Source organism: Mesorhizobium sp. A623, from assembly GCF_054489405.1.
In genome coordinates this window covers 44,848-56,799 of sequence record NZ_JBTMXB010000018.1, presented here as the reverse complement: position 1 = coordinate 56,799, position 11,952 = coordinate 44,848, and the positions used below count along the sequence as shown (strand labels likewise).

The window sequence follows — 11,952 nt, the reverse complement described above, 5'->3', positions numbered from 1 at the left end:
TGCGCTCAACATCAATCCGCCGACAGGAGCCTTCCCCCATGATCACCCGCCGTACCTTCGCCGTCGCACTGATTGGCGCATTGGCCATGCCGAGCCTTGCTTTGGCTCAGGCAAGAACGCCCTCCGGCGCGCAGATCGAACGCCAGCTTGAGGCCGCGCCCCGCATGCGCTTGAACAAGAACCAGCGCGTCACGGTGCAGGAATTCAAGCGCAGGCCCGATCTTCGCCGTGCCGCCCCCGCCATCGAAATCCAGTCGATCAACTTTGCCTTCGGTTCCGCTGATATCCCGCGTTCGCAGTATGACAAGGTCGAGAATATCGCGGACGGCCTGCGCCGTATCCTGCGCCGGCAGCCGCGTGCGCGCGTGCTGATCGAAGGCCACACCGACGCGATCGGTTCGTTCGGCGCCAATCAGGCACTGTCGGAGCAGCGGGCGGCCTCTTTGAAGCGGACTTTGGTCCGCGAATTCCGCGTTCCCAGCCGTTCGCTCGAGACGGTCGGCTATGGCGAAGAGTTTTTGCTGGTGCCGACGCAAAACGAGAACTGGCAGAATCGCCGCGTGACGCTGCGCCGCTTCGACGAATTCATCCGCTAAGCTTTTCGAGCGCCGCGACCTTGGTTAACCATTCATTAACCAAGGTCGCGCACTATAGATGAATATCGTCATGAAGCCGTCGCACAGGCGCGGTATCAGGCACATGTCGAACGATTTACCGACCGCGGATGTACCGGCGGCAGGTCGCGACAGACGAGGAAGCGGGGTTTTTGCCCCGCTTTTTTGTTATCAAAACCCCATTCAAACCGACGCTCGAAAACTCGCGTAGGGCAGGGCAGCCTTTCAGGCCGCCAACACTGTCTTGGGCTCCGTCAACTCGTACCCCAGCGCATCGGCGACCGCGCGATTGGTGATCTTGCCCTTGTGGACATTGAGCCCGTTGCGCAAATGATGGTCGTCCACCAATGCCTTCAGGCCTTTGTCGGCGAGTTGCAGGCCGTAATGCAGCGTCGCATTGTTCAGCGCATGCGCCGAAGTGACCGGGACGGCACCGGGCATGTTGGCGACGCAATAATGGATGACGCCATCGACCACATAGGTCGGATCGGCATGGGTCGTGGCATGCGAGGTCTCGAAACAGCCGCCCTGGTCGATGGCGACATCGACAAGCACAGCACCTTTCTTCATGCCGGACAGCATTTCTCGGGTAACGAGCTTGGGAGCCGTTGCCCCTGGAATGAGCACCGCGCCGATGACGACATCGGCCGAGAAGCATTCTTCCTCCAGGGCTTCGACCGTCGAGTAGCGGGTGTGAACACGCCCGTTGAAGAGATCGTCCAACTGGCGCAGGCGCGGAATGGACCGGTCGATGATGCTGACGTCCGCACCGAGCCCGACCGCCATGCGGGCCGCATGCAGGCCAACGACGCCACCGCCGAGAACGGTAACCTTGCCGGGAAGCACGCCCGGCACGCCGCCGAGAAGCAGGCCGCGCCCGCCATTGGCCTTCTGCAAAGCGGTCGCACCGGCCTGGATCGACAGGCGTCCGGCAACTTCGGACATCGGCGCCAGCAGCGGCAGGCCGCCCCGGTCGTCGGTCACGGTTTCGTAGGCTATCGCCGTAACGCCCGATCCAAGCAGGCCTTTGGTCTGCTCCGGGTCCGGCGCAAGGTGGAGGTAGGTGTAGAGGATCTGGCCTTCGCGAAGCTGCCCCCATTCGCCGGGTTGCGGCTCCTTGACCTTGACGATCATGTCCGATTTGGCGAACACGTCCGCAGCAGTCTTGGCAATCGTCGCGCCGGCGGCGCGATAGGCGTTGTCGTCTGCGCCGATCCCTTCGCCCAAGCCCGCCTCCACCAGCACGTCGTGGCCATGCGCCACATATTCGCGGACGGAGCCGGGTGTCAGCCCGACGCGGTATTCATGATTCTTGATTTCCTTGGGGCAACCGACACGCATTGCGGTGTTCTCCTGTTGGCTGAATGGCCATGTTCCCGACCGACGAAGTCAACCACGATTTCCGCCGCATGTATTTGCGAATGCGCTTGTAGAGCGCGATTTCAATCGGTAATATTTGCGCAGAACCATCATTTTTTGGAAGAAAGCGCGAAGAATGTCATTCGATAGGATCGATATCGCCATTTTGGATGCTCTTCAGAAGGATGGGCGCATGCCCAACGCAGCGCTTGCCGAGAAGGTCGGCCTGTCGCAGTCCGCCTGTTCGCGACGGCTGGACAATCTGGAAAAATCCGGTGCCATCCGCGGCTATCATGCCCGCCTGTCGAACGCCGCACTTGGTCATCAGATGACGGCGATCGTCCACATATCGCTGTCGGGCCAGTTCGAAAAAACGCTGTCGGATTTCGAAGCGGCGATCAAGCGATGCCCCAACGTGCTGTCGTGTCATCTCATGTCGGGCGAATACGACTATGTGCTGCGTATCGCGTCGCGGGATCTCGCCGACTACGAACGCATCCACAAGGAATGGCTGTCGGCTATGCCGCATGTCACCAAGATCAACTCGTCCTTCGCTTTGCGCGAGATCGTCGATCGGACGGCCATGGGGCTGAAGTCGGAAATGGCGTAATTTTTTGCCGCCAGTTCCGTTTCGACGCCCTGTACGTTAAAATTCCTGGGGGCACACGGTCCGCGGGCGTCGATCGCCTATGACAAACCCGACAGGCATGGCATGATCGGCCATGCGCTATGTCATCATCATCGCCAGCATCGCGGCGTTCATCATCTGGGACGGGCTGTACAATGGTGGCCGCTACCTTGATCAATCGGTCAAGGGAGTTACGGCTGTCGTCCATTCCGTCACCGGTTGAACGCGATTGCCTCTTGAAGCGTGGGCGTTGCCGGCGCGACATCCTGCCGATTGACGTGGCGGGATTGCTGAAACAAAAGACCTCCTGCTCATCGGATTTCCGTCACGCGCCAGTTTGAGCGCCGTGCGTCCAACTGGGCGCAAAGGACGCTCAGACATTTTGATTGAGCGGCGGAATAATCCGGAAGTCGGCAACCGTTTTTCGACCCGATGCTCTGGCAAAGGAGACTGCATTGATTCGCCACATCGTTTTCTTCAGCGTGAAACGGAAAGATGAAATCGAGGCGGTACGATCCGGCCTGATGTCGCTGGGCAAGATTCCACATTCGAGCCACTTCGATGTTGCCTACAACACCAAGGTAGACCCTTTCTGCGATCAGATTGACCTCGTCGTCTATGCCGAATTCGAGGACGAGGCCGCGCTTGCCGCTTTCAAGGCGCATCCCCTTTATGCCGACACGACTGCAAAGGTTAAGCCGATGCGCGAGCTGCGGTTTTCAGCCGACATCAAGGCCGACATCTGATTCGCCGCGCCGCGCGCCGCAGGCGTGCGAGCTGCCGAGATTCGGTTGATCAATCCGCAGCGCGTCGCCTCGCCAAAAACGAGCCGCTATCGCGCGTTCTGATGGCCGAAGGCCGATCAGACCGTTCCGCAATCCGAGTTTTCGCTAAATATTTGAAAAAACTGGCTCCCCGGGCCGGATTCGAACCAGCGACCAACCGGTTAACAGAGGCTTGTCGGCGCAATGTTTGGCGTCACCGTGCGACAGCGTGAAGCGCCGCACCCCTTGCGTATCAAGGAGATTTCCACTTCATGGTGTTTCGGTTCGTCGCAATCTGTATCGACAAAGCGCAAGTTCTGGCGTACCTATTTCCGTACCTAATTGGAGAAACCGGTCCCACGACCGGTTTTCTGGAAAAAGGTACGGGGCATGCCGACCATCGAATTGACCGACCGCTTTTGCCTGTCTGCGAAGCCGATTGACGGCAAGCAAACCGACTATTTCGACGTGAACACAAAGGGCCTTTGCCTTCGAGTTTCGCCAGCCGGCACCCGATCCTGGAACCTTGTCTATACGAAGCCCGGCGACGGCAAACGCGCGCGCATGAAGCTGGGGCGCTATCCCGAAATGAAGCTGGGAAAGGCACGAGAGAAGGCGAGGGACGCGCGCGGCGACATTGGGGAGGGCACCGACCCTATTGTCGAAAAAAAGGAGCTGGCCGCTTCGCAGACCGTTTCCGACATGGTGGATAACTATATCGCCCGCCACGCCTCGACCAAGCGCTCCGGCGATGAGATCGCCCGCCGTCTGCGTAAGAATGTTTCCGAGGCTATCGGCACAATCAAACTGTCCGAATTGCACCGCCGCGACCTGACCCGTTGCATAGACGCCGTGAAGGACAGGGGCGCGCATGTCGAGGCAAACCGGATATTTGAGGATATGCGGGCGATGGTTCGTTGGGCGCGCGGGCGCGGCGACCTTGACGAAAACCTTGTCGAAGGCATGAAGCGGCCGACGGAGACGACCGAGCGCGACCGCGTTCTTTCTGCCGATGAAATCAAAACCATGTGGAAGGCGTTGCCCGACGCCGATATGCGCGAATCAACCCGGCGCATTCTTCGCCTTTGCCTTGTCACCGGGCAGCGCGTCGGGGAAGTTGCCGGCATGGTGCGCGACGAAATCGACTTCGATCAGCGTCTATGGACGATCCCTCCAGCAAGATCGAAGAACAAGCGCGAGCATGTTGTGCCGCTGTCCGACATGGCAGTTGCCATTCTTCGCGAACAGCTTGCCGCCATCGAGGCGCTGGACGATCGAAAGGACAGAACGGCAACGCCTTTCATTTTCCCAGGACCCGGAAGCCGTGCCGCCGTCACCGGCGCGTCGGTCCCGAAGGCAGTCAAACGCGAGGAAGTGATTAAGCGCGGGGCGGCAACCATCATGGGCATTACGCCTTGGACGCCGCACGATCTTCGCCGCACGGCCGCAACCCATATGGAGGAAATTGGTATTTCGCCGTTCATCATCGGGCATGTGCTGAACCACGTCTCTTCAACCAAGGCCAGCATCACCAGCCGCGTCTATGCTCGGTACGACTATGCGAGAGAGAAGCGGGAGGCGCTGGAACTTTGGGCGGACAGGCTTGCGGGCATTATCGCGGGGAAGACCAACGTTGTTCCGCTGCGGCGCGAGGCCGCGACATGACCCGCCCCGCACACGCACCGTTCGATCCTGAGAGCTTTTTATGCCATGCGGGCAAGGTGGCAACACTGACCAGGACTGCCGAAGTCACCATTTGCGATCTGGTCAGGGAGTCGCTTGGCCGCTACCTTGAGAATTGGGATGAGACTTTCGGGCGCGAGAGCACCCGCCTTAGCGGCGTAATCGAAAATCTGGATCGGGCGCTTGCTGCGATCATCACTGACGAATGGACTTTCGACCCTGACGATGGCTATGCCCCGTTCCATGACGAGGCTAGCGCCTTTGCATGGTTATCCGGCAAGGGCGAGAATCCTGATGTGGGAGAGCCTGGAGGCTATTTCGAGCGGGAAAGCAATTGGACCGTGCGAAGCTTGTGGAACGTCCGAAAGGAAGTCGAAACGCAATATTGGGACTTAGTCGCGTGGGACAAGGCGCGCTGGAAACTCCACTGGACGCGGGCGCCTGAAACCACGGCAAACTTGCCGAGCGATCTCCAGGAACTGATACACGACCTTTGCCAAATCTGGCACGATCATGTTGACGAGCAGCTTGGGTTGCCTCGGAAGGATCCAAACCCCGACAATCCGTTGCTCCGCTTCATCGACGCGTGCCTCGTTGTGCCTCTTGGAGATCAGCGACCTCCGAAGAAATCTGTTCTCGATTTTGTGGTGAAACGCATTCGCCCCGCGATCCGCGAGGCTGACGCCGAAAGTGTGAGAGAGGAAGAGCGTCGCCGTTTCAAAAGGGTGGACCTGCTTCCCATTCCATTCGACTGAAAAAGTCCACGGTGACGGCTTTCCGCAACTGCACGATGTTCCTCACGTCAAATTGAAACGTGAGGAACAGAGATGCACCAAGTAGCGCTTGCAGATTTGGTCGATGAGACCATGGCCTGCCACATCATCGGCGGGGAAAATACTCCGATACATCGCTCGACCCTGTGGCGCGGCATCAATGCCGGGCGGTTTCCGAAGCCGCTGAAAATCGGAGCGGGTACGAATAGGTGGCTGAAGCGCGAGCTTATCGCCATCCTCGATAAGGCCGCGGCTGCTCGCGAGGTCGCTTAATGACCGCGCCCGACCTTCCCATTGGCGGCACGACCGGCCTTTGCCACGAAACATCGGCAACAATCGACGCCGCAGCGGTTTGGCTCGTTGCCGCCGATCGCACAGGCCAAGCGATCGTTCCCGAGCTTCGCCAGCGTTTCGGCCTGACCACGATGGAGGCCATCGAAGCGATCCGCGAGGCCAACCGGCAGCGGGCGGCAACCTCGTTCCTGACCGGAACAAGGTTAGGCGGTACTGCATGAATGCTCCGCTCAAGAAGCCGGAAGCCGTGGTCGGCGCTGGAACGTTTGTCCCCGACGCTGACGACGCAGCCGAGAACGGATGGCAGAAAGGCCAACGGCGCGAATTGCCGAAGGTAGCCAGCCTGCCTTTCAGATGGCCGAAGACCTTCAAAGAGCAGAGGGACTATTTCGAGACCTGGCACGCGCTGGCGATGAGGGTGATTGCCGAGAACCGCGCTAGCTTCAGAACGATGGCTGTTCTGTGGCGCTTCATCAACAACGATTCGGGGACCATGTGGCCGACCGACCCGACTCTCGCGTTTGTCACAGGCAGTTCCGAGAAGAGTGTTTCGCGCGACATCGGCCAATATGAAACGCTCGGAATCCTTCGAGTGAAACACGGATCTAGGAAGAATCGAAGCGGGAAATTGGTCAAAACTCGCACACTGATTCCGAGTGTGCCGGTCGATCTGAAAGGCACGATCGACCTGCCGGTGATCGAGGATCATACGGACCACAGTGGTCTGGATGACGCCCAACCCGAAGCCGATAATCATACGGTCCACAGTGGTCCAAATCATACGGACCACTGTGGACCGGTTACTCTTGAAGAACCCATGAAGAGGAGCGGCGGCGATGCAGCTTGATCTTTTCACCTTTCCGAAAGAGGCACGGAAGGCAGCGACCGTGTACCGCTTCCCGCTTTGCCGCCGCGCTGATCTGATCCGGAAGATTACTGCCGATCTTCTTTCGCGCGAGGAGCGTGCCGGCCGCAAGTTCTGGATTGCTCATATCAAGGAACTTCGACGCGAGCTTCGAGCCGAAGGATTGCGCGGCACTGGTGCCGATCACGAGATTCATGATTACACGCTGGCCGTTCGCGCGGAATGCCTATCCTCCCGGCTCCTTCGAGCGTCCCGGTGATCCAACGTTGCAATGCGGGGCGCTGCCCCACACCCCGCAAGGGGATGATCCCCTTGACCTCCTCTTGCGAGCCACTGCGCGGCCCGCTGCCTGAGCCCGATATTTTCCCCGGCGCAAAAAACACCCTTTTGAAAGGATCAAGAAATGACCGACACGCCCGACACGATCAGCGAGGCGCGCACCGCCGCCGAAAAGCGGGAGCGCTACCAGCGCATGACCCGTATCCCGTTCCCTGAGGCCGGTGAAGGCGTCTTTATCCACTGCACATTGGCCGGTGCCGGAAAGATCGAGGAAGTGACTGAGGCAAAGGCCCGGCCCGACGAATCGTGGTTCGGCACGGTCGAGCGGCTGCTTCTCAATGGCGACGTCCAGGTCTTGCGCCATTGCCTCGATGCCTGCCTGAAGGTTGACGGCCCAGACGGCAAGCCTGTCCCGGCGACAGGTATCGATCTGGACGATCCCGGCTTTTCGATCACCGACGCCGTGACGCCGATCTTGAACGTTCTGGCCTACCTCACGTTTGGCAAAAGCTACGACGAGATGATTGCCGAGGCCACGGCCGCGCGTGAAGCCGCTGTCGCCGCCGCTCGGAAGGATTGGCAGGAAGGCACCGCTAAGACAGCGTGACGGCCGCGACAATCGCCACGGCCGCCCAAAATACGAAATACGAGATCACGCGGCGGCTACCATGGCCGCTGCATCTGTGAACGGATTGATCTTCTGCCCGATCTGATCCGGCCACGTCCTGAGCCTTGTCGTGGTGACACCATCGGCGCGGATCACCGTGAGGTCGACATGCCCGCCGATGCCATGGATTTCCGGCAGGTCGGGCGCGGTCGGATTGCCGCCCTTCTTCTTGCGCATCAGTTCCATCACGTCGGCACCGCGCCCGGCAAGGCCGTCCTTGAAGTCACCCGGCGTCAACCCGGCAGCGATCATTTCTTTCGGAGTCAGTTCCGCGCCGCCGCCGAAGTCCGGCATGTAGATGCGATACAGCATGAACGGCTCAAACTCAGGGTAAGCCTTTACCGTGCTGAAGTAGGCCACGACCGGGCCATCCTGTTCCGAGATGCCCGCGATGATGGCTTCAAATGCCGGAGCACCAGATTCCTTCATCTTGTCGATAAGCGAGGGCAGGCGCTCCATTGCACCGTCGAAGCCGGCAACCATCGCCACGGTATCGAGGTATAGTCCGACAGCATCCAGCGCACCGATTTCGCCACGCGAAGTCAATGCGGCCGGGACAGCGGTCAGCCTATAGACCTTTTCCCGGATATCGAGCAGCGTGCCGTCCGGTTCGTAAACGGCACCATCGGTCAGCATCTCGATCCGGTCGCCGTAGTTCACAGTCATGAAGGCGCTCATGTCAGAATCCTTTCAGGTTGAGAGTGTAGATTGAGCCCAGGAAGTCGCCGCCACCACCGGAGCCGGCGCTCCCGACCTTGAAAAGCGCGTCCAGGACGTCGTTCAAAAGCTTGTCAACGATCCGGTTGAGGGCGTTGATTGCCACGTCGCCAAGCTCTTCCCATGACAGTTTGCCGTCATCGAGCGCGCTGCGAAGATCGTCCATCACACCGCCGGCGACATCGCGATACAGTTCCGCCGCGTCCGCTGCCTGCCGCTGCGCTTCCGCCTCAGCGTGCAGGGACGTTACCAGCCCGACGATTTTCGCTTGCTGGTCCGCTGTTGCGGCTGCACCAGCCCGGCGAAGCTCGTTGGAGATATCGCGCTCAAGATCAGTGGCACCGATCAAGGATTTTTCGTGCTCAAGATCGTCGATCAGCTTGCGCACAGATTCCGCTTCGCGCGCGGCCTGGGACGCCGCCCTGTCCCGCGAGGAGGAACCGCTGCTGCCCTTCTTAGAGCTTCCCGAGCCGAACCCGCCTGCCGGTGGCGTTGGAGGCGTCCATACCGCCTTCGGCAGCCGATCCGTCTTCGGCGTGGTATGGTTGATGGGCTCAGGCCCGAGCGGTGTTCCGGCAAGGGAGCCTGCGAGACGGCCAAGGTCGGCAGCGGCCTTGCGCTCTTCGAACTTCGCCATCTGCCCTTGAAAGGAATTGATGAAGTCCTGCAAGGCTCCGGCTGCTTCCACGATGGCGGTTTTCAGGCCGGTGCCTACCGTCGTGGTGATCGCGTTGAATTGACGATCCAGTTCGGCCGCCTTCGCGATAACGTCATCATCCATGACGGCGCCGAGTTCATGGGCACGATTGATCGTATCGCGAATGCCATCCTCGCCCTGGGCCAGCAACTCAACGAAGCGCTCGCCAGCGGAGCCGCCGAACAGTTCATCGCTGATCCGTATCTGAGCCGCCCGGTCGAACTTGCCCAGCCGATCAATGATTTCCAGAAGAAGCCGGGACGGGTCCTTCAGCTTTGTTTCAAGGTCTTTTGCGCTGTAGCCGAGCCGCATGAACGATTCGGCAGCGCTGCCCTTGCCGGTCTGCACGAATTCGTCGGCCCTCAGATTTAATTCTTTCAGGCCGTCCGTCATCTGATCGATGCCGATGCGGTTTTGTTCGGCAACGAATTTCCACTCCTGGAATGCTCGAAGAGACACGCCGGCCCGCTTCGCTTCGTCACCGATCGAGGCGATATTCTTGGCCACCTCGCCGAATTTGGAAATGATGCCGGTGATCCCGCCCGCAACAAAACCGGCAGCCAGCCCAGCAAGCCCGGCCTTCGCCAAGCCGCCCATTTTGATGAACGCGCTGCCGACGCCTTGCGTGGCTTTGTTAGCATTGCGCTCGAAGCGGTCCGTCGATTTCTCGCCCTTCCGAAGACTTGCTTCGTAGGCGGTCATATCGCTGCGGAATGCGACTTGGATTGAGCCGACTGTAGCAACCATTTGAAATTGTTCCTCTTTTCACGCTGGCAGGGCGGCTTTCTCGTATTGATGTGCATAATATCGATATCAACATATCACCGTTGTGCAAAAATGTTGAGAAGGCACAACATCTAGTGTATCATTTCGGCAACGTAACAATCTGGTGGCTTATGTTTTCGCGTATGCGGAAGATTTTTGGCGCGGCCGAACGGAAGAGCTTGTCTCACCCGTCCGACACGGAATTGCGCTTATTCACAGGCGGCACACTGCCGGGTTCGTTCGCCGTGTCCGCTCAGGAAGCCTTGCGCGTCCCTGCCGTCGCCAATGCCGTCCGCGTCATTTCGGAAGCCTGCGCTACCCTGGACATCCGCGTGGTGCGAACCGAGGGCGGCCATCCCGTCGACGCGCCCGATCATCCCGTTGCCAAGCTGCTGCATGGTGACGTCAACGAATGGACCAGCGGATTCGAGCTTGTCCGCGATCTTGTCGCTGCTGCCCTGACCGCTGACACCGGTGGCCTCGCCTGGATCAATCGCGTGAATGGCGAGGTCCGGGAAATCGTCCGCTATTCGACCAGCCTCTCCGCCCAACTCGACACAGACACAGGGGAACCGGTTTACACGCTGGGCAGCCGTCGCCTTGCCGCTTCCGACGTGATCCACCTTCGCGGCCTGTTTGCGAACTGCCCGCTGACGCTGGCGCGCGAAGCGATAGGCATTGCCAAGATCATGGAAGATCGCGCCGGCAAGCTGTTTCAGAACGCGGCACGACCCGGTGGCGTCATCGAGTTCCCGGAACACATGGACGAAGAAGCTTTCGCCCGCATGAAAAAGAGCTGGCAGGATGCTCACGGTTCGCCCGAGGGAAGCGGCAAGACCGCCATCCTGTACAACGGCGGCAAGTTCAATCAGCTCGAATTCAAGAGCACGGACGCTCAATTCCTCGAGCTTCGCAAGTTCCAGATCCTCGAGATCGCGAGGGCGTTCAACGTTCCGCCGTCGATGCTGGGCGATATGGAGAAATCCACGTTCAACAACGTCTGGCAGAAATCGCGCGAATTTCTCTCATACTGCATTGAGCCTTGGCTCCGCGCGCTGGAGTCCGCGCTCAATCGAGCGCTGTTCACCGACGACGAGCGCGGCGAATATCGCATCCTCTTCGACCGGGACGATTTGAGCCGTGCCGATCTTCAGACCCGTGCCACCGCGATCAACTCGCTGCGCGCGTCGGAAGTGCTTTCCGCTGATGAGGCCCGTGCCTGGCTGGACCTTGCACCGCGCGCCGACGGCAAGGGCGGCACCTACGAAAATCCCAACATCACCGTGAAACCAACTGTGCCGGCGAAGCGCGAAGACCCTGAGGAGCCGGCATAATGGAAAGGATCATCTTTGAAACGAAGATGGATGCCGGTGACGAGGGCGTCATCGAGGGCACCGCGTGGGACTTCGGCACGCCTGATCGCATAGGCGACATGATCGAGCCGGGCGGCATGAAAAGCGTTTTCCCGCTTCCACTTCTGTTTGGCCACGACACAACCGACCCGCTCGGCACAATCGACAGCGCCACCGAAAAGGGCGGCAAGCTGCATTTCAAGGCTCGGCTTCTCATCGCGGATGTTCCCCGCGCCGCTCAGGTTTGGGCGTTGAGCAAGGCCGGTGCCGTGCGCGGCTTCAGCATGGGCTTCAACATCCTGAAATCGGTCGAGCGTCGAGCCGAGGGCCGCGTCGTCGGCCGCCTCATCAAACAATGGGAATGGCTGGAGGGTAGCCTTGTCAGCATTCCGATGCATCCCGGCGCGCGCGTTACCAGCGCAAAGTCGGTAGTCGAAGCTTTCCGCATGGCGGAGGCAATCAACCGGGCCACGGCCCACATGAAAGGCAAATGAA

16 protein-coding genes are annotated in these 11,952 nt (G+C 59.8%); 13 read left to right on the top strand and 3 right to left on the bottom strand.

What is annotated here, in order from left to right:
• Positions 1 to 38 precede the first annotated feature (38 nt).
• Positions 39 to 596, top strand: a complete 558-nt coding sequence (locus ACX3P1_RS18160) for an OmpA family protein (RefSeq protein WP_459081014.1) — start codon at positions 39 to 41, stop codon at positions 594 to 596.
• 243 nt (positions 597 to 839) lie between these two features.
• Here the strand turns inward: ACX3P1_RS18160 and ald are convergent, their stop codons facing one another.
• Positions 840 to 1,955, bottom strand: coding sequence for an alanine dehydrogenase (ald, locus tag ACX3P1_RS18155; protein ID WP_459081013.1), 1,116 nt, complete (start codon positions 1,953 to 1,955; stop codon positions 840 to 842).
• Positions 1,956 to 2,109: 154 nt separating this feature from the next.
• Between ald and ACX3P1_RS18150 the strand changes: the two genes are divergently transcribed.
• From ACX3P1_RS18150 to ACX3P1_RS18105, 10 genes are all read left to right on the top strand, one after another.
• Positions 2,110 to 2,583, top strand: a complete 474-nt coding sequence (locus ACX3P1_RS18150; protein ID WP_459081012.1) for an Lrp/AsnC family transcriptional regulator — start codon at positions 2,110 to 2,112, stop codon at positions 2,581 to 2,583.
• A 112-nt stretch (positions 2,584 to 2,695) separates the two neighbouring features.
• A complete protein-coding gene (locus tag ACX3P1_RS18145) occupies positions 2,696 to 2,824 on the top strand; it encodes a hypothetical protein (RefSeq protein ID WP_459081011.1) in 129 nt (42 codons plus the stop codon).
• 232 nt (positions 2,825 to 3,056) lie between these two features.
• Entirely contained in the window at positions 3,057 to 3,347 is a 291-nt protein-coding gene (locus tag ACX3P1_RS18140) for a Dabb family protein (protein ID WP_459081010.1), read from the top strand.
• Between the two features lie 408 nt (positions 3,348 to 3,755).
• Entirely contained in the window at positions 3,756 to 5,030 is a 1,275-nt protein-coding gene (locus ACX3P1_RS18135) for a tyrosine-type recombinase/integrase (RefSeq protein ID WP_459081008.1), read from the top strand.
• The gene (locus tag ACX3P1_RS18130) at positions 5,027 to 5,803 is read left to right on the top strand and encodes a hypothetical protein (protein WP_459081007.1); all 777 of its coding nucleotides are present in this window, start codon (positions 5,027 to 5,029) and stop codon (positions 5,801 to 5,803) included. Before ACX3P1_RS18135 ends, ACX3P1_RS18130 begins: the two co-directional genes overlap by 4 nt.
• Before the next feature lie 72 nt (positions 5,804 to 5,875).
• Complete coding sequence (locus ACX3P1_RS18125) at positions 5,876 to 6,094, top strand: helix-turn-helix transcriptional regulator (protein ID WP_459081006.1); 219 nt, start codon at positions 5,876 to 5,878, stop codon at positions 6,092 to 6,094.
• Positions 6,094 to 6,336: a hypothetical protein gene (locus tag ACX3P1_RS18120; protein ID WP_459081005.1), complete on the top strand. Its 243-nt coding sequence runs from the start codon at positions 6,094 to 6,096 to the stop codon at positions 6,334 to 6,336. The genes ACX3P1_RS18125 and ACX3P1_RS18120 overlap by 1 nt, the downstream gene beginning before the upstream one ends.
• Positions 6,333 to 6,962 (top strand): hypothetical protein, encoded by a 630-nt coding sequence (locus tag ACX3P1_RS18115; RefSeq protein ID WP_459081004.1) that lies wholly within the window; start codon positions 6,333 to 6,335, stop codon positions 6,960 to 6,962. Before ACX3P1_RS18120 ends, ACX3P1_RS18115 begins: the two co-directional genes overlap by 4 nt.
• The gene (locus ACX3P1_RS18110) at positions 6,952 to 7,239 is read left to right on the top strand and encodes a DUF6074 family protein (protein WP_459081003.1); all 288 of its coding nucleotides are present in this window, start codon (positions 6,952 to 6,954) and stop codon (positions 7,237 to 7,239) included. The genes ACX3P1_RS18115 and ACX3P1_RS18110 overlap by 11 nt, the downstream gene beginning before the upstream one ends.
• Positions 7,240 to 7,383: 144 nt before the next feature.
• The gene (locus tag ACX3P1_RS18105; protein ID WP_459081002.1) at positions 7,384 to 7,866 is read left to right on the top strand and encodes a hypothetical protein; all 483 of its coding nucleotides are present in this window, start codon (positions 7,384 to 7,386) and stop codon (positions 7,864 to 7,866) included.
• Positions 7,867 to 7,911: 45 nt separating this feature from the next.
• Here ACX3P1_RS18105 and ACX3P1_RS18100 read toward each other — a convergent pair whose 3' ends face one another.
• Together ACX3P1_RS18100 and ACX3P1_RS18095 are read right to left on the bottom strand one after the other, a co-directional pair.
• The gene (locus tag ACX3P1_RS18100) at positions 7,912 to 8,604 is read right to left on the bottom strand and encodes a hypothetical protein (protein WP_459081001.1); all 693 of its coding nucleotides are present in this window, start codon (positions 8,602 to 8,604) and stop codon (positions 7,912 to 7,914) included.
• A 1-nt stretch (position 8,605) separates the two neighbouring features.
• Complete coding sequence (locus ACX3P1_RS18095) at positions 8,606 to 10,087, bottom strand: hypothetical protein (RefSeq protein ID WP_459081000.1); 1,482 nt, start codon at positions 10,085 to 10,087, stop codon at positions 8,606 to 8,608.
• Between the two features lie 221 nt (positions 10,088 to 10,308).
• On the opposite strand from ACX3P1_RS18095, the gene ACX3P1_RS18090 reads away from it, so the two are divergent.
• Together ACX3P1_RS18090 and ACX3P1_RS18085 are read left to right on the top strand one after the other, a co-directional pair.
• The gene (locus tag ACX3P1_RS18090) at positions 10,309 to 11,439 is read left to right on the top strand and encodes a phage portal protein (RefSeq protein WP_459080999.1); all 1,131 of its coding nucleotides are present in this window, start codon (positions 10,309 to 10,311) and stop codon (positions 11,437 to 11,439) included.
• Positions 11,439 to 11,951 (top strand): HK97 family phage prohead protease, encoded by a 513-nt coding sequence (locus tag ACX3P1_RS18085; protein ID WP_459080998.1) that lies wholly within the window; start codon positions 11,439 to 11,441, stop codon positions 11,949 to 11,951. Before ACX3P1_RS18090 ends, ACX3P1_RS18085 begins: the two co-directional genes overlap by 1 nt.
• Position 11,952: the final 1 nt, after the last annotated feature.

What these genes read in the sequence shown, in the direction of transcription:
- ACX3P1_RS18160 (WP_459081014.1), top strand. Translation starts at nt 39, where the DNA reads ATGATCACCCGCCGTACCTTCGCCGTCGCACTGATTGGCGCATTGGCC.
- ald (WP_459081013.1), bottom strand. Translation starts at nt 1,955, where the DNA reads ATGCGTGTCGGTTGCCCCAAGGAAATCAAGAATCATGAATACCGCGTC.
- ACX3P1_RS18150 (WP_459081012.1), top strand. Translation starts at nt 2,110, where the DNA reads ATGTCATTCGATAGGATCGATATCGCCATTTTGGATGCTCTTCAGAAG.
- ACX3P1_RS18145 (WP_459081011.1), top strand. Translation starts at nt 2,696, where the DNA reads ATGCGCTATGTCATCATCATCGCCAGCATCGCGGCGTTCATCATCTGG.
- ACX3P1_RS18135 (WP_459081008.1), top strand. Translation starts at nt 3,756, where the DNA reads ATGCCGACCATCGAATTGACCGACCGCTTTTGCCTGTCTGCGAAGCCG.
- ACX3P1_RS18130 (WP_459081007.1), top strand. Translation starts at nt 5,027, where the DNA reads ATGACCCGCCCCGCACACGCACCGTTCGATCCTGAGAGCTTTTTATGC.
- ACX3P1_RS18125 (WP_459081006.1), top strand. Translation starts at nt 5,876, where the DNA reads ATGCACCAAGTAGCGCTTGCAGATTTGGTCGATGAGACCATGGCCTGC.
- ACX3P1_RS18120 (WP_459081005.1), top strand. Translation starts at nt 6,094, where the DNA reads ATGACCGCGCCCGACCTTCCCATTGGCGGCACGACCGGCCTTTGCCAC.
- ACX3P1_RS18115 (WP_459081004.1), top strand. Translation starts at nt 6,333, where the DNA reads ATGAATGCTCCGCTCAAGAAGCCGGAAGCCGTGGTCGGCGCTGGAACG.
- ACX3P1_RS18110 (WP_459081003.1), top strand. Translation starts at nt 6,952, where the DNA reads ATGCAGCTTGATCTTTTCACCTTTCCGAAAGAGGCACGGAAGGCAGCG.
- ACX3P1_RS18105 (WP_459081002.1), top strand. Translation starts at nt 7,384, where the DNA reads ATGACCGACACGCCCGACACGATCAGCGAGGCGCGCACCGCCGCCGAA.
- ACX3P1_RS18100 (WP_459081001.1), bottom strand. Translation starts at nt 8,604, where the DNA reads ATGAGCGCCTTCATGACTGTGAACTACGGCGACCGGATCGAGATGCTG.
- ACX3P1_RS18095 (WP_459081000.1), bottom strand. Translation starts at nt 10,087, where the DNA reads ATGGTTGCTACAGTCGGCTCAATCCAAGTCGCATTCCGCAGCGATATG.
- ACX3P1_RS18085 (WP_459080998.1), top strand. Translation starts at nt 11,439, where the DNA reads ATGGAAAGGATCATCTTTGAAACGAAGATGGATGCCGGTGACGAGGGC.